Below are 15,262 nucleotides of genomic sequence, written 5' to 3'. Positions count from 1 at the left end.
TTAGGATTGAAACTATCGGGGTGAGCTTTACGGTGCGTGGGGCGGCAACGCAACACGTACGACGGCCATTAATCGCTCGGATGCTAACCGATTGACCCCTCGAGCCTACACGTGGCTTATAGTAGCCACATTTTATTCGGGTTGAACCATGAAGAGCTTTTCGTCCTCGAGCTTCGCCAGCAATCATGCCGAGGCGCTCGACCTTGCCTTTGCAGCAGTGCAGAAGAACCCGCAGGCGCTGTTCACCAATTTCCAGTGGTTTTTGTACACCGGCAAGGACACGATCTTCTTCACCGCCTTCTCGAAAGAGAGGTTCGACAAACAGAAGCTGAAGGACCTGGTGGCGCAGGTGGTGGCACTGGCGCCGCAACTGACGCACGGCTTTGCCGGTGCGCGCCCGGGGCATCCCTTCACCGAGAGCCAGCTCGACGCCATCACCTCGGTCGAGTTGGTCGACAGTTTCGACGGCTACCCGGACAAGTGGCTGGGCAAGAGTGCCGATATCTTCGACCATCCCGACCTGCCGCTGTTCCGCTTCATGGCGGCGACACTGAAGGATGGCCCCGATGCCGAAGGCCGCATCTCGGTGATCCAGGTGCGCGCCGCGCATTGCGTGCTCGAGGGCTCGGACTCGGCGCTGCTGTCGCGCTCGCAGACCGCCGGGCACGGCATCCAGTCCAACAAGGACAACAAGGTCAGCTTCGGCGATCGGCTGAAAGGCGCTCTGAAGGCAGGCCTGGGCGTGTCGCTGCACCTGTTCTTCGCCCATGTCCTGTCGCCGCCCGACAAGCCGTTCGGCTTCAAGACTCTGCCGCTGCGCCGCGACCGCCTGCGCCGCCTCGCGAGCCGGCTGGGCGTGCGGCAGCGCTCGCTTTACTTCGCCATCGTCACGCATGCGCTGCATTCCGATACCGACCGCCGCCTCAACGAGGCAGTGATCGCCGCGGCCTATACGATGCTCGATACCCGTCGAACCGACGCCGACGATGACTTCTTCCGCGTCCGCGCGCTACAGGCGAAGTTCCCGTACAAGGAAGACTTCGTCGAGTATGTGCGCTCTGTCGACGACGTGGTGAGCCAGATCGAGAGCAAGGACATCACCTCGTTCCAGACCCAGGTGCTGGCGCTGTTTGCGATGCACCGCAAGCTCCACAGCTGGTTCCCGTTCCTTTACGGGCCGCGCTTCTGGCGTTTCTCGGGTCGTGTCGACACCGTGCTGACCCTGGTACCGCCGCACCGTACCCTGGGTCCGGTCACCCAGTGGATGATGGAGCCGATTTATTGCGGTGCCTATCACCCCGCCTCCAACATCGCCACCTTCTGCCCCGGCCGCGAGTTCATGACCGTGAACTTCGTCATGGAGCAGCGCCACATCGATGCGGTCGAGCGGATCGAGCCGCTGATTGCGAAGATCGAGGCGCTGGACTTGCCGGAACCGGCGAAGGGTGTGGGCGTCGAGGTTTGAGGCGGCGTGGCGTGAGGGCGTCGTAGCTCGGTGCTGGGCCCAAATCTCTCTCCACCCACCGGCGTCATCCCGGCGAAAGTCGGGACCCAATGCTCTGACTGCTCAGCAAGCGCCAAGCCATCCGACCTTGCTGTGATGGACCGGCGCGCTCCGTGCCCATCCTGTCCACCGAGCAGTAGGTCCCGGCTTTCGCCGGGATGACGGCCGGTGGGTGGGAGATTGTGAGTTATTGCCGACCGAGATAGGGCGGGTAGCAGAGCCTAACCCAACAATCTCGTCCCACAGGTCATCCCAGCGTGGGTTCGTCGCTTCGATCAGCTCTACCTTCCACGCTCGTCGCCATTCCTTGATCCGCTTCTCACGCGTGATTGCAGCCTCGGCGTCGCCCTGTTCTTCGAACCACACCAGCCGTGTCACGCCGTATCGTGCAGTAAAACTGTCGGCGATTGCGTGCGTGCGGTGCTGCCAGACGCGGCCAACCAGATCGGACGTCACGCCGGTGTAGATCGTGCCGCGCTTGCCGCTCGCCATCATGTAGACGAAGAACTGTTTGTCCACCTGCGCCCCCGAACCATCGGATCAACGCAGGCGGACGCCGTCAACGTAGGGCCAGCCTAAGCCACCTGCCTCCCATACTTGCTCGCCACTTCCTCGGCCAACCTCCCGCTGATCTCGGCCAGGTGGTCGAACTCCTGTTCGAAGCTGCCCACCCCTGCGGTTGCCGAGCGCAGCTCGATGATCAGGTCCTGCATCTCGGAGGCGGGGACATAGGCGTGGATATCGTCCCAGCCATCCCAGCCCTCGCGAGTGTCGGAGCCGACGATCTGGCCGCGGCGGCGGGGCAGGATGGCGTTGATGCGGGCGGTGGCCTCGCTGGGACAGTGCACCGTCACTTCCATCACCGGCTCCAGCAGCACCGGCTCGCACTGCGGCATACCCTCGCGCATGCCGATCTGTGCCGCCTGCCGGAACGCCATGTCGGACGAGTCGACCGTGTGGTACGAGCCGTCGGTCAGCGTCACCGCCACATCGACCACCGGGAAGCCCAGCGGGCCGCCCATGCCAAAGTACTCGCGGACGCCGGCTTCCACCGAGCTGATATATTGCCGTGGCACCACGCCGCCGGTGATCTTCTCGTCAAAGCCCAGCCCGCCGCCGCGCGGTAGCGGCTTGATGGTCAGCACCACGTCGCCGAACTGGCCGTGCCCGCCCGACTGCTTCTTGTGCCGGCCGCGCACATTGGCCGACTTCCTGATCGTCTCCCGATAGGCGATGCGCGGCACCGAGGTGGTGACCGGCACGCCGTAGCGTCCGGTGAGCCGCTCGATGACCACACGCAGATGCATCTCGCCATGTCCCTCGAGCACGGTCTCGCCGGTCTCGGGGACATGGGTGAGATGCAGCGAGGGATCCTCCTCGAGGATGCGCTGCAGTGCCGTCGATAGCCGCACGTCGTCCTTGCGCTCCCTGGGCGATACGGCGATGGCCATCATCGGCATGCTCTCAGGCGGCGGCATCAGGTCGGGCACCATGCGGCCGGCCGACAGGGTATCGCCGGTGCGGGCGGCTTCGACCTTGCCGAGCGCTACAGTTTCCCCCTCCTGCGCCGCCTCGCGCTTCTGCGGTTCCTGGCCCATCACCCGGAAGATGCCGGAGACCTTGCTCTCGCGGCCATCGGCGGAGCGAAGCGCAGCACCATCGGCGACGCTGCCGCTGAGCACGCGGGCCACGCACATCTTGCCGCTGCGCGCGGTCTGCATGGTCTTCATGATCTGCACCACGGCGCCGGGCCCGTCGGCGAGCCCGAGCCGGGCCCGGGTTTCCTTCACCGTCGGCGCCTCGTGGCGGATCGCCTTGAGCAGCCGGGTGATGCCGTTGCCGTGCTCGGCTGAACCGATGAACACCGGACAGATCTTGCCGGCGCGCATCTCCTCGACCAGGTCCTTGAAGATCAGGTCCTTTTCCGGTTGGACGTCCTCGAGCAGTTGCTCCATCAGCACATCGTCGAAATCGGCAATCTGCTCGAGCATCGCAGTGCGCGCGGCGACTTCGTCGGCCTTCTCGCCATCCGGCAGCGCCACGATCTCGCTCTCCTTGGCCTCGTGGTAGACATGCGCCCGCTCGAGTGCCAGGTCGATGCAGCCGGTCACCACGCCGCCCTTGGTCATCGGCAATTGCCTCAGCACCAGCGGCACGCGGCTGGCCGGCTGCAGCATCGTGAGGATATCGCGAACCTGGCCCGAGAGCTTGTCGATCTTGTTGAGGAAGATGAGGTGCGGAAGCTTCCGCGCTTCGAGATCCCTGAGGATCAGCTGCAGCGCCGCGACCTTCTTGGGGTCGGCCTCCGCCACCACCACAGCCATGTCGCAGCCGGCGAGCACGGGCAGGGACTCATATTGGAACTCGACCGAACCGGGGCAGTCTACGAAGCTGTAGCGGTCTCCCATGAACTCGGTTTCGGCGACGTTGACCTCGACGCTCATGCCGTTGGAGCGGGCTTCCGGCGAGGCATCGCCCACCATGTTGCCGTCCTTGGCATTGCCTTGTCGGGTGATGGCCCCAGTGCGCATGAGGATCGCTTCGAGCAGCGAAGTCTTGCCGCTCGCGAACGGCCCCACCAGCGCGATGCACCGGGGCCCGGCTTGTCTGCCGTTGTCGTTTGCCATTTACTCCTCCTCGTTCGTGATTTGTTCCTCTGGCGACGTCCTCCCCGGTGCGTGTTCCTCGCACCGTTGAGGCGCGTCCGCCGCGATACTGTAGCGCTCTGCCACGGCGGAGCCAATCGGCGGTTCGAAGCTGTGGATCACGGTGACCAACCCACCCACCGGCGTCATTCCCGCGAAGGCGGGAACCTGGTGGGATGTCGCAGCACCAGCGGGGGGCCGGCCTGGGTACCCGCCTTCGCGGGGATGACGCCGTGGTTGTGGCATGGCTGCTACGCCACAACCGCCCTTCCCAATCCCGAACTCCGGTGGTAATCACCCTCGCCAACCCGTGAGCCGGCGACGAGTCGTTCCGCTCACGGGCTTCCGTTTTTCTGATGCTCAGAAGGGAAGGGCCCGACCCTTGGCGAAGATCATTACTTCCATCACCGGCGATAGCGCACTGACGTTCGACGACGTGCTGCTGCAGCCTGCGCGCTCCGATGTGCTGCCGACCGATGTCGACATCCGCACCCGGGTGACCAAGGATATTTCCCTCAACATCCCGATCCTGTCGTCCGCCATGGACACGGTGACCGAGAGCCGCATGGCCATCGCCATGGCGCAGGCCGGCGGCATGGGCGTGATCCACAAGAACCTCGATATCCTGGTGCAGGCCGAGCATGTCCGCGCCGTGAAGAGCTTTGAAAGCGGCATGGTGGTGAACCCCATCACCATCGGCCCCGACGCGACGCTCGCCGATGCGCTGGCACTGATGGAAGCCAACCACATCTCCGGCATTCCGGTGGTGGAGAATGGTGGGCAGGGCGGCCGCAAGGTCGGCAGGCTGGTCGGCATCCTCACCAACCGCGACGTGCGCTTCGCCAATAACCCGCGCCAGCGCATCGCCGAACTGATGACGCACGAGAACCTCGTGACGGTGCGTGACGGTGTCAGCAAGGACGAGGCCAAGCGCCTGCTGCATGCCCACCGCATCGAAAAGCTGCTGGTGGTCGATGACGATCGCCGTTGCGTCGGGCTGATCACCGTCAAGGATATCGAGAAGGCCCAGCTCAACCCGCATGCCGTGAAGGATGCCCAGGGGCGCCTGCGCGTCGCGGCGGCGACCGGGGTTGGCGATGCCGGCTTCGAGCGCTCGCTGGCGCTGATCGATGCCGGCGTCGACCTCCTGGTGATCGACACGGCGCACGGTCACTCGACCGGCGTGCTGAAGTCGGTGGAGCGGGTAAAGCGCGAGAGCAACTCGACCCGCATCGTCGCCGGCAACGTGGCGACTGCCGAAGCCACCCGCGCACTGATCGAAGCGGGCGCGGATTCGGTGAAGGTCGGCATCGGCCCGGGCTCGATCTGCACCACCCGCATCGTCGCCGGTGTCGGTGTGCCGCAGCTTGCGGCCGTCATGGCCTGCGCCGAAGAGGGCGACAGGCACGGCATCCCGGTCATTGCCGACGGCGGAATCAAGTTCTCAGGTGATCTGGCCAAGGCATTGGCCGGCGGTGCGTCTTGCGCCATGGTCGGCTCGTTGCTGGCCGGCACCGACGAGAGTCCGGGCGAGGTCTACCTCTACCAGGGCCGCTCCTATAAGTCGTATCGCGGCATGGGCTCGGTGGGCGCCATGGCCCGCGGTTCGGCCGATCGCTACTTCCAGCAGGAAGTGAACGACAGCCTGAAGCTGGTACCCGAAGGCATCGAGGGTCAGGTGCCCTACAAGGGCGCCGCCGGCAACGTGCTGCACCAGCTGGCTGGTGGCCTCCGCGCCGCCATGGGCTATACCGGCGCACCGACCCTGCAGGCTTTCCGCGACAATTCGGTGTTCGTGAAAATCTCCGGCGCCGGCCTCAACGAGAGCCACGTCCACGACGTGTCGATCACCCGCGAGAGCCCGAACTACCGCGGCGGTAACTAAAGGCCGCCGCGCGATGGCGTTCTGGCTGATCGCCGCCATCCTCGCCCAGGGCGCACTCGCCCTGGGGCTGCTCTGGTACCTCGGCGCCATCCGCATCCCGATGGTGATGAAGGGTGAGGTGCGGATCGACGACATCGCGCTCGAACGCAAGGGCTGGCCGAAGCGCGAATGGCAGGCTTCGAACGCCTTCGACAATCAGTTCCAGCTGCCGGTGCTGTTCTATGTCGGGGCTGGGCTGGCGCTCTATTTCGGCCCGACCCTTCTCGAGATCGTGCTGGCCTGGTTGTTCGTTGTGTCCCGTTACGCGCATGCCTTTGTGCATGTCACCGACAACCACGTGATCCGACGCTTTGCCGCCTATTTCGTCGGGTTGCTGTTGCTCTGCGTGTTCTGGCTCGACCTCGCGGTGCGGCTGCTGCTCGCGCTGTAGCGAGCTTGATCCGCGTGCCGCATCGTGTCACGGACGCGGCTGACGAGAAGAGGATCTTCGCATGAGACTGCCCGGCCGGATTGCTGCCGCCATCGCTGTGCTCGCCGATATCGATGCGCATAAGCGCCCGGTGGCCGAGGCGCTGAAGGCATGGGGGCTCAACAACCGTTTCGCCGGCGCCGGCGATCGTGCCGCCATCGGCAACCTCGTCTACGATGCGCTGCGCCGCAAGAGCTCGCACGCCTGGGCCATGGGCTCGGACGCGCCGCGCGCCCTGGTGCTGAGCGTCGTGGTGCGCGAGTGGGGCGAAAAGATCGAGGAGCTCAACCTGAGCTTTGAGGGTGATCGCTTCGCTCCGGCCCCGATCGATGCCGATGAGGCCGCAAAGCTCACCGCCGCCGATCCGCTCGCCGGTGCGCCCGACCATGTGCGCGGCGATGTGCCCGAATGGGTCGCGCCGCACCTCGCCGAGAGTTTTGGCGAGAACTGGGTCGCCGAAGCGCACGATCTCTCCGGCCGGCCGCCGCTCGACCTGCGCGTCAACACGCTGAAAGCGAACCGCGACAAGGCGCTGCGGGCGCTCAGTCGCTTTGCCCCCGATGCGACGGTGATCATCCCCGAGGGCATCCGCTTTCCCGCCGGCGATCGCGACAGCCGCACGCCGAACGTCCAGAGCGAAGAGGGCTACATCAAGGGCTGGTTCGAGGTGCAGGACTTCGGCAGCCAGATCGTCGCCGCGCTGGGCGGGGCACGCGGTGGCGAGCAGGTGCTCGACCTGTGCGCCGGGGCAGGGGGCAAGACCCTAGCCATGGCCGCGGCGATGCAGAATCGTGGCCAGATCTTCGCCTATGACAGCGACCGCACCCGACTTGCTCCGATCTATGACCGCCTGAAGCGTGCCGGCGCGCGCAACGTGCAGGTCCGCGCCCCGGGCGAGGGCGTGCTCGACGACCTGGTCGGCAAGCTCGATCGCGTCGTGGTCGATGCGCCATGCACCGGCTCGGGCACCTGGCGCCGCCAGCCGACCGCCAAATGGAAGCTGACGCCCGAGCAACTCTCCGGCCGCGTCGAGGAGCAGCGCGCCATCCTCGTTGAGGCGGCGAAGTACCTGAAGCCTGGCGGCACGCTGGTCTACATCACCTGCTCGGTGCTGCCTGAAGAGAACGCCCGGCAGGCCGCGGCCTTCCTCGAAGCCAACCCGGAGTTCAAGGCCATCGCCGGCAACAAGCTATGGATGAGCCACTTCTCCGGCACCAAGCTGCGGGCCCGCTTCTCGCCCGAGGGTGGGGTGTCGCTAACTCCGCACCTCACCGGCACTGACGGCTTCTACGTCGTCGCCATGCAGCGAGGCTGAGATGATCCGCGACGACGCCGGCGGCCTGTCGCCCATGTTCATCTTCGCCGTCGGCTCTGTCGCCTTCCTGCTGATCGTTGGCGCAGTGATCTGGTTCGCCATTCCGGGTGCCAGCGCCAGGCACCATTTCGTCTCACCGTCCGGGCGCGTCGCGCTCGATATCGGCGAGCAGTGCGGCGAGGCGAGCTGCGAGCGACGGGTCATCGCCGAAACCATCGCCGCCGATGGTAGCAAGTCGCGCCGCGGCTGCCGGGTCGAGCTGACCGAGACGCAGCCGGTGCTGCTCAACGCTTTTCCGCTCTGGGCCGCCGACGAGCAGACGGTCGAGATCGTCTATGCCGACGCTGAAGGGCAGGGCGGCAAGTTCCCGCTGAACATCGCGGCCGATTGTACGCAGAGCGAGTGAAACTTGCCGCCGCCCGGTACGTTACTGGCGGCATGAGCACTCTTTCGATATCCGACCTCAAGACGCCGCGCGCATTGATCTTGCTGGCTGTTTTCCTCGCCGTGGTCATCGGCGTGGGCGCCGTCATCGGCGTCGCGACGGCGCCCGGCGAGTGGTACGCCAACCTTGCCAAGCCGCCGTTCAACCCGCCGAACTGGCTATTCGGCCCGGTCTGGTTCGCCCTCTATGTGCTGATCGCCATTGCCGGCTGGCGCACGTTCCTGAGCGAGCCCAATGGCACCGGGATGAAGCTCTGGTGCGGGCAGATGGCGCTCAACTGGTTATGGTCGCCGGTCTGGTTCTCGCTGCACCTGCTGTGGCCGGCCTTTATCGTGATCATCGCTATTTTCGCGTTGATCATCATCTTCATCGGCAATCGCTGGAACCGCGATCGCCTGTCCGCGATGCTGTTCGTGCCCTATGCGGCATGGGTCGGCTTCGCCAGCCTGCTGAACCTCGCCATAGCGACGCTGAACTGACCGGGCTAATGCAGTTCGCGTGAGATCGGCTCACCCAGCTCCAGTCGGCTGAAGCTGACCTCCAGCCCTTCGCCGGTGGGCGAGCAGGTCATCGGCCCAACCTCCACCGTCTCGCCCATGCCGAGGAAGCACAGTCGCACCAGTTGCCAGCTCCCATCGGGCTCCTGCAGTTGTACCCGCAGGGCTTCGGCGTGGCGTGTCAACCGCAGCGTCACTGCTCCATCGACGGGCCGATCGAGTTTCAGCACCGACCAGTCCGACTGGTCGTCGCGAGTTACCACCACCGAAAAGTGCATCGCCCCATCGGTGAATTCGACGCCGCTCTTCAGCCAGTTGTCGCCGTCGACGAACAACATCGCTCCCGCCTGATCGTAGAGCCGCTGGTAATTGGCGATGAAGGTCACCTCGAAGCTGAAATCGCCGCTCACTTCGGTGGCGCGAAAGTGCCCGTTGGCGTGCTTGAAGCCGTAGAACGTGTTGTTCCAGTAGTCGGTCTCCCGGCCGGTCCGCACCGTCAGCGTGCCGCCGCGCTCTTCGTAGAACGGCGGCTGATTGCGCCAGAAACTCTTACCGGCTTTCATCGGGTCATCCTGCAGCTGGAGAAAGGGTCGCCGAACCCGCGCCACGCCGCTCCTTGCCGCGCGCCCACTGAATCACCGGGTTCTCGACCAGATGATACGACAGGTGCGCCACCGTGAAAGTGATGACCGTGATGATCGTACAGGTGACGACGAAGCGGGTCGGATCGGACGACTGCCCGTGGTCGATCTGCGGATCCCAGTAGACCCGCACCAACTCCAGGACCGGATAGTGCCAGATATAGATGCCGAACGAGATCTTCGCGATGTAGCGCGTCACCGGGTTGTCGAGCAGCCGTCCGAGCAGCGCACTGGATGGTGAGGACGAAAGGAACAACCCGACCGCCAGGACGAACCACGGAAAACCATAGGGCACACCCAGCCAGCCCCAGCCATCCGCGGTCTTGGCCGAAAGCTGTTCGTGCATCAGGTAGATGCTCCAGGCGAACGCCGCGAGCGCGATGGCGTCGAACAGCGCATGCCGGTATTTCGCCCAGCGCACTTGCAATCCGGCGGCCAGCGCGCCGATGGCGAACATGGCAAAGAACGCGAACGGGTTGAAGCGCGGCATCCAGTACTTGGCGCCGCCGATCAGCCCGTAGTCCCAGCCGCGTTGGTGCATGTCGACCCGGTAGTAGCGGGTGAACAGCCAGTGCGCGGCCAGCGCCAGGCCGATCACGCCCAGCCATAACAGGCGCGACTGCCAACCCTGGCCGCTCCATCGGCCGATCAGGAACAATGCCGCAAAGCCGAGCGGCAGCAGCAGGTACGAGGTGACCTCGAAGCTGATGGACCAGAGGGGCCCATTCACCTCGACTGGGAACAGCGTGATCCAGTGCCAGTCGGCGACCGTGAGGATGCCGGCGACAAGCCGCAGCACCAGCTGCCCGTCGAGCGCTGCGCCGAACACCGTGAGGCTGAGGACGAAGGTAACCAGCAGCGCCAGCCAGTACCCGGGTAGGATGCGGGCCGCACGCCGCATGGCATAGACCCGCAGCGACGGCGCCGGCTCACCCCGATCCAGCGCCTGCCAGAACGGCCGTGCCAGGAGGAACCCGGACAAGACAAAGAACATCGCCACGCCGAATGTGCCGATCTGTGCGAAGACCCGGAACCACTCGACGCCGCCGAGCTGGTCCTGCCAGCTCATCCGCTGCGCCAGATGGTGGAACAGCACCGTCAGGCACGCAGCCGCACGCACGAAATCCGCGCCATTCAGGCGGTTGTCAGTCATCGGGCTCCCCTCGCGTGGCACGCCGCGTCTGCCGCGCGGTAGGTCGTGCAATCGATTTCATTTGGCACCGCCAGGGGCTTCTGCGCAACCCCCTTGCGCTCGTCGCAACGCGTCGCCGATCGGCGTGGCGACAAGCGGAGGTAGCGGTTGACGCGGGGCGGTCACTGCGCCCTACTGGAGCAATACTTATCGCGTAGAGGCAAAATGACTTTTCAGGATTTTGTCACTCGGATGATGGATCCAAGTCATCTGCTGACTCATTTGCCATATGCTCTTCTCGTCATCTCTATGCTGATGAACGACATGGGCTGGCTCCGCGCTATTGCTATCGCCGCAGGCATAATACGTATTATCAATCGCGCCTTCTTTGAGATCGATCCGATCATCGTGTTCTGGGAGGTGATCTTCGTCTCCGTGAATGTCGTTCAACTGCTGATCCTCTGGTACTACGCCAAGCGCTACCGCTTCTCTGACGACGAGCAGCGTTTCGCCTCGATCATGCCCACCAGCATCGATCGGCGAACCATCCGGCGGTTGCTGCGCCTCGCCAAGCTTCGTCACGCTCCCGAGGGCCAGAAGCTCACCGAGGAGGGCAGGGCCGTTACCGAACTGGTATTCATCGCCGATGGGGTGATGCAGATCGAGCAGGCCGGCCGAATTGTCGCCGTGTGCGGACCTGGGGATTTCGTCGGCGAGATGAGCTTCGTCACCGGCGCCCCGGCTTCGGCTACCGCGATCGCGGCCAAGCCGATGCGATATCTTGCCTTCGAACAGGCGAGGCTCCGCGCCGCTGTCGAAGCCGACAACGACCTCCGCCAGGCCCTCGACGCCAGCCTCAACCACAACCTGGTCGGCAAGCTGGCCAAGGCCAACGCCGCCCACCCCGAGCGCGTCGCTGCCATCTAGAAGATTGAGCCCCTTGTTTATGACAGTCGGAGCGGGCAAGGGCCTCGACTTCGCTGTTTGCTTTGTGGTGCACGATGTCCGGCCTGTTCGACCAGTTGCTCACCGGTCTCACCAATCCGGTCATCCTGTTCGGTCACTTCACTTACTTCCTGCTGATCGTCTCGATGCTGATGCGGCGCATGGTGTGGCTCAGAAGCTTTGCCGTGGCGTCGGGCGTCGCCAAGATCGTCTATCGGGCGTTCTTCATATTCGATCCGGTGAGCGTCCTGTGGGAAGCGGTGTTCGTGCTGGTGAACATCGGCCAGTTGTTGCTGATCTGGTATTACGAGCGCCACCACCGCTTCACTGACGACCAGCGTCACTTCGTCGACAGCATGCCGCCCGGCGTGGAGCGCCGCGCCCTGAAGCGCTTGCTGGCCTTCGCCACGGTGCGTGAAGTCCCTGCCGACGAGGTGCTGGTGCGCGAAGGGGAGGTGGTCAAGGACCTGCTCTATGTCGCCAGCGGCGTGGCGCGGATCGAGAGCGCCGGGCGGATCATCGCGGTATGCGGGCCGGGCGACTACCTGGGCGAGATGAGCTTTCTCAGTGGCGAGCCGGCTACTGCTAGAGTGGTGGCGTCCAAACCGATGCGGGTGCTGGCTTTCGACCAGCAGCGGTTGCACGCTGCCGTCGCATCAGATGCCGCCATCCATCGCGCCATGGAGGCCGGATTGAACCGCAACCTCGTCGGCAAGCTGGTGCGCGCCAACACCACCAGGGTCGCGCCCCTCTCGGCATAGGTGCCTTGACCGGCAGGAGACTTGCGGAATCCCCGCCCGGGCTTTATTTCCCGGCCATGACAGACATCGCCGCCGCCCCCGCCGAGTCCATTCTCATCATCGATTTCGGGTCCCAGGTGACCCAGCTGATCGCGCGCCGCCTGCGCGAGACTGGCGTCTATTGCGAAATCCATCCGTTCCAGAGCGCCGCCGAGGCCTTCGCCCGGCTGAGGCCGCAGGGCGTGATCTTTTCGGGCGGTCCCGCCTCGGTGACCGACGAGGGCAGCCCCCGCGCGCCGCAGGAAGTGTTCGATTCGGGCGTGCCGATCCTCGCCATCTGCTATGGCCAGCAGACGCTGGCGCTGCAGCAGGGTGGCAAGGTCGAGGGCGGCCATGCCCGCGAGTTTGGCCGCGCCGATGTCGAGATCAAGGAACAGAGCCCGCTGTTCGACGGTTTCTGGAAGGTCGGCGGGCGCTATCCGGTGTGGATGAGCCATGGCGACCGCGTCACCGAGTTGCCCGAGGGCTTCACCGTTATCGGCACCTCCGAGAACGCCCCGTTCGCCATCGCGGTCAACGAACGCAAGCGCTACTACACCACTATGTTCCACCCCGAGGTGGTGCACACTCCCGATGGCGGCAAGCTCCTGCAGTCCTTCGTGCACAACATCGTCGGCCTCAAGTCCGACTGGACCATGTCGGCCTATCGCCAGCGCGCCGTCGACAAGATCCGCGCCCAGGTCGGCAAGGGCAGGGTGATCTGTGCGCTGTCCGGCGGAGTCGACAGCTCGGTTGCGGCGATCCTCATCCACGAAGCCATCGGCGATCAGCTGACCTGCGTGTTCGTCGATCACGGCTTGATGCGGATGAACGAGGCCGACGAAGTCGTCTCGATGTTCCGCGACCACTACAATATCCCGCTCGTCCATGTGGATGCCGCCGACAAGTTCATCGGTGCGCTCGAAGGCGAGGCGGACCCTGAGACCAAGCGCAAGACCATTGGGCGGCTGTTCATCGAAGTGTTCGAGGAAGAGGCCAAAAAGCTCGGCGGCGCGCAGTTCCTCGCACAGGGCACGCTCTACCCCGACGTGATCGAAAGCGTCAGCTTCTCGGGCGGTCCCTCGGTCACCATCAAGTCGCACCACAATGTCGGCGGCCTGCCTGATCGTATGAACATGCAACTGGTCGAACCGCTGAGGGAACTGTTCAAGGATGAGGTCCGGGCGCTCGGCCGCGAGCTCGGCCTGCCTGACCGCTTTGTCGGCCGCCACCCGTTCCCGGGCCCCGGCCTCGCCATCCGCCTGCCGGGTGGGGTGACGCGCGAGAAGCTCGACATCCTCCGCCGCGCCGACGCGATTTATCTCGACGAGATCAGGAAGGCCGGGCTCTACGACAAGATCTGGCAGGCCTTTGCCGTGCTGCTGCCGGTGCAGACCGTCGGCGTGATGGGCGACGGCCGCACCTACGAGTTCGTCTGCGCGCTCCGCGCCGTGACCTCGGTCGACGGCATGACGGCGGATTTCTTCCCCTACGACATGAACTTCCTCGGCCGCGCCGCCACCCGCATCATCAACGAAGTGCGCGGCATCAACCGGGTGGTCTACGACGTGACGTCCAAGCCCCCCGGCACCATCGAGTGGGAGTGAGTTCCGCCAGCCGCATCGCCGAGGCCTCGTCGGTTCGGCCGACGCCGCGGCAACTGGCCTGGCAGCAGCTGGAGTTCTACGGCTTCATCCATTTCGGCATGAACACCATGACCGATCGGGAATGGGGCCTCGGGAACGAGGATCCCGCCCTGTTCGATCCGGCGCAGCTGGATGCGGACCAATGGGTCGAGAGCCTCGCCTCGGCCGGCATGCGCGGCCTGATCCTCACCTGCAAACACCATGACGGGTTCTGCCTCTGGCCGAGCGCGATGACCAAGCATTCGGTGGCGTCCAGCCCGTGGAAAGGCGGTCGTGGGGATCTTGTGGCGGAGGTGTCGGCGGCCTGCGCGCGTCGCGGCATGAAGTTCGGCGTCTACCTGTCTCCCTGGGACCGCACCGAGCCAGCCTACGGCACCGGGGTCGGCTACGACGACTTTTTCGTCGCGCAACTGCGCGAACTGCTCTCGGGCTATGGCCCGATCTTCTCGGTCTGGTTCGATGGCGCCAATGGCGAAGGCGCCACCGGGAGGAAGCAGTACTATGACTGGGACCGCTACTTTGCCGTGGTCCGGGAGTTGCAGCCCGACGCGGTCATCAGCGTCTGCGGGCCCGACGTGCGCTGGTGCGGCAATGAGGCCGGGCATACGCGGCTCAACGAGTGGAGCGTGGTTCCCGCCTCGCTGCGCGACGCCGAACGCACCGCCTCCAATTCGCAGCAGGTCGATGACGGGAAGTTCTCGCGCCAGGTCCGCTCCGACGAACAGGACCTGGGGAGTCGCGAGGCCATCGCCTCATCGAGCGATCAGCTCGTCTGGTACCCGGCCGAGGTGAACACCTCGATCCGGCCGGGCTGGTTTCACCACGCCAGGGAAGACGCCGAGGTGCGGTCCGCCGACGAACTGTTCGACATCTACTGTGCGTCAGTGGGCGGCAACGCGACGTTTCTGCTCAACGTGCCGCCGCACCGGTCTGGCCTCGTCAGTGCGGCAGATCGGCTGGTGTTGTCGCAACTGGGGCACCGGATCGCGGCTCTTTACGCCGCCGACATCGCCCCCCTGGCCACGGTGCCGCCCTCCGATGCCCTGGATCAGGCAGGTCGATGGGCCATCGACGCCGCCGGCGGCAGCCATACTCTATCTTGGGCGGAACCGAGACAGGTCGGCGCGGTGATTGCCGAGGAGGACATTGCCTGGGGCCAGCAGGTCGAGCGGCTCCTGGTGGAGACCCGAACCGCCGAGGGTCTATGGCTTCCGGTGGCGGAGTGCGCCTCGGTTGGTTATCGCCGCATCCTGTCCTTTCCTACGGTGCAGACCGATGCCGTCAGGCTGTCGGTCACCGCCGCTCGAGGCCGAGCGCGGCTACGCAGCCGGGTGGTGAGCACCGGGGTGCTCAGGTGAC

The 15,262-nt window shown here is 65.1% G+C and carries 14 protein-coding genes; 10 read left to right on the top strand and 4 right to left on the bottom strand.

Features of this window, described 5'->3' with window-relative positions; all coding sequences use genetic code 11:
• Positions 1–148 precede the first annotated feature (148 nt).
• On the top strand, positions 149–1,465 hold the full coding sequence (locus tag AC1ROK_RS21840; protein WP_492850839.1) for a hypothetical protein: 1,317 nt from the start codon (positions 149–151) through the stop codon (positions 1,463–1,465).
• Positions 1,466–1,567: 102 nt separating this feature from the next.
• Here AC1ROK_RS21840 and AC1ROK_RS21835 read toward each other — a convergent pair whose 3' ends face one another.
• Both AC1ROK_RS21835 and AC1ROK_RS21830 read right to left on the bottom strand, forming a co-directional pair.
• A complete protein-coding gene (locus AC1ROK_RS21835) occupies positions 1,568–2,023 on the bottom strand; it encodes a GIY-YIG nuclease family protein (protein ID WP_492850837.1) in 456 nt (151 codons plus the stop codon).
• Positions 2,024–2,079: 56 nt separating this feature from the next.
• Positions 2,080–4,131 carry an elongation factor G gene (locus tag AC1ROK_RS21830; RefSeq protein ID WP_492850835.1) on the bottom strand — a complete coding sequence of 684 codons (2,052 nt, stop codon included), beginning with the start codon at positions 4,129–4,131 and terminating at the stop codon, positions 2,080–2,082.
• A 400-nt stretch (positions 4,132–4,531) separates the two neighbouring features.
• Here AC1ROK_RS21830 and guaB point away from each other — a divergent pair, with 400 nt between their 5' ends.
• The 5 genes from guaB to AC1ROK_RS21805 all read left to right on the top strand — a co-directional run bounded on the left by guaB (position 4,532) and on the right by AC1ROK_RS21805 (position 8,742).
• A complete protein-coding gene (gene guaB, locus AC1ROK_RS21825; protein WP_492850833.1) occupies positions 4,532–6,034 on the top strand; it encodes an IMP dehydrogenase in 1,503 nt (500 codons plus the stop codon).
• Positions 6,035–6,047: 13 nt separating this feature from the next.
• Positions 6,048–6,464 carry an MAPEG family protein gene (locus AC1ROK_RS21820; protein WP_492850831.1) on the top strand — a complete coding sequence of 139 codons (417 nt, stop codon included), beginning with the start codon at positions 6,048–6,050 and terminating at the stop codon, positions 6,462–6,464.
• A gap of 61 nt (positions 6,465–6,525) precedes the next feature.
• On the top strand, positions 6,526–7,818 hold the full coding sequence (locus AC1ROK_RS21815; protein ID WP_492850829.1) for an RsmB/NOP family class I SAM-dependent RNA methyltransferase: 1,293 nt from the start codon (positions 6,526–6,528) through the stop codon (positions 7,816–7,818).
• A gap of 1 nt (position 7,819) precedes the next feature.
• Positions 7,820–8,224, top strand: coding sequence for a hypothetical protein (locus tag AC1ROK_RS21810; RefSeq protein WP_492850827.1), 405 nt, complete (start codon positions 7,820–7,822; stop codon positions 8,222–8,224).
• 32 nt (positions 8,225–8,256) lie between these two features.
• The gene (locus tag AC1ROK_RS21805; protein ID WP_492850825.1) at positions 8,257–8,742 is read left to right on the top strand and encodes a TspO/MBR family protein; all 486 of its coding nucleotides are present in this window, start codon (positions 8,257–8,259) and stop codon (positions 8,740–8,742) included.
• A gap of 5 nt (positions 8,743–8,747) precedes the next feature.
• On the opposite strand, the gene AC1ROK_RS21800 is transcribed toward AC1ROK_RS21805, so the two are convergent.
• Entirely contained in the window at positions 8,748–9,323 is a 576-nt protein-coding gene (locus AC1ROK_RS21800; protein ID WP_492850823.1) for a DUF1349 domain-containing protein, read from the bottom strand.
• A gap of 4 nt (positions 9,324–9,327) precedes the next feature.
• Positions 9,328–10,554, bottom strand: coding sequence for an acyltransferase family protein (locus tag AC1ROK_RS21795; protein ID WP_492850821.1), 1,227 nt, complete (start codon positions 10,552–10,554; stop codon positions 9,328–9,330).
• A 288-nt stretch (positions 10,555–10,842) separates the two neighbouring features.
• Here AC1ROK_RS21795 and AC1ROK_RS21790 point away from each other — a divergent pair, with 288 nt between their 5' ends.
• From AC1ROK_RS21790 to AC1ROK_RS21775, 4 genes are all read left to right on the top strand, one after another.
• Positions 10,843–11,460, top strand: a complete 618-nt coding sequence (locus AC1ROK_RS21790) for a cyclic nucleotide-binding domain-containing protein (protein WP_492850819.1) — start codon at positions 10,843–10,845, stop codon at positions 11,458–11,460.
• Between the two features lie 74 nt (positions 11,461–11,534).
• Positions 11,535–12,239 carry a Crp/Fnr family transcriptional regulator gene (locus tag AC1ROK_RS21785; protein ID WP_492850817.1) on the top strand — a complete coding sequence of 235 codons (705 nt, stop codon included), beginning with the start codon at positions 11,535–11,537 and terminating at the stop codon, positions 12,237–12,239.
• A 56-nt stretch (positions 12,240–12,295) separates the two neighbouring features.
• The gene (gene guaA, locus AC1ROK_RS21780; protein ID WP_492850815.1) at positions 12,296–13,864 is read left to right on the top strand and encodes a glutamine-hydrolyzing GMP synthase; all 1,569 of its coding nucleotides are present in this window, start codon (positions 12,296–12,298) and stop codon (positions 13,862–13,864) included.
• A complete protein-coding gene (locus AC1ROK_RS21775) occupies positions 13,861–15,261 on the top strand; it encodes an alpha-L-fucosidase (protein ID WP_492850813.1) in 1,401 nt (466 codons plus the stop codon). Before guaA ends, AC1ROK_RS21775 begins: the two co-directional genes overlap by 4 nt.
• The last annotated feature ends 1 nt before the right edge of the window (position 15,262 follow it).

The organism is Devosia sp. GW821-FHT12F11, assembly GCF_058806655.1.
This window is presented reverse-complemented; position numbering and strand designations above follow the sequence as displayed.

What these genes read in the sequence shown, in the direction of transcription:
- guaA (WP_492850815.1), top strand. Translation starts at nt 12,296, where the DNA reads ATGACAGACATCGCCGCCGCCCCCGCCGAGTCCATTCTCATCATCGAT.
- AC1ROK_RS21800 (WP_492850823.1), bottom strand. Translation starts at nt 9,323, where the DNA reads ATGAAAGCCGGTAAGAGTTTCTGGCGCAATCAGCCGCCGTTCTACGAA.
- AC1ROK_RS21805 (WP_492850825.1), top strand. Translation starts at nt 8,257, where the DNA reads ATGAGCACTCTTTCGATATCCGACCTCAAGACGCCGCGCGCATTGATC.
- AC1ROK_RS21810 (WP_492850827.1), top strand. Translation starts at nt 7,820, where the DNA reads ATGATCCGCGACGACGCCGGCGGCCTGTCGCCCATGTTCATCTTCGCC.
- AC1ROK_RS21840 (WP_492850839.1), top strand. Translation starts at nt 149, where the DNA reads ATGAAGAGCTTTTCGTCCTCGAGCTTCGCCAGCAATCATGCCGAGGCG.
- AC1ROK_RS21790 (WP_492850819.1), top strand. Translation starts at nt 10,843, where the DNA reads ATGCTGATGAACGACATGGGCTGGCTCCGCGCTATTGCTATCGCCGCA.
- AC1ROK_RS21830 (WP_492850835.1), bottom strand. Translation starts at nt 4,131, where the DNA reads ATGGCAAACGACAACGGCAGACAAGCCGGGCCCCGGTGCATCGCGCTG.
- AC1ROK_RS21795 (WP_492850821.1), bottom strand. Translation starts at nt 10,554, where the DNA reads ATGACTGACAACCGCCTGAATGGCGCGGATTTCGTGCGTGCGGCTGCG.
- AC1ROK_RS21815 (WP_492850829.1), top strand. Translation starts at nt 6,526, where the DNA reads ATGAGACTGCCCGGCCGGATTGCTGCCGCCATCGCTGTGCTCGCCGAT.
- AC1ROK_RS21820 (WP_492850831.1), top strand. Translation starts at nt 6,048, where the DNA reads ATGGCGTTCTGGCTGATCGCCGCCATCCTCGCCCAGGGCGCACTCGCC.
- AC1ROK_RS21785 (WP_492850817.1), top strand. Translation starts at nt 11,535, where the DNA reads ATGTCCGGCCTGTTCGACCAGTTGCTCACCGGTCTCACCAATCCGGTC.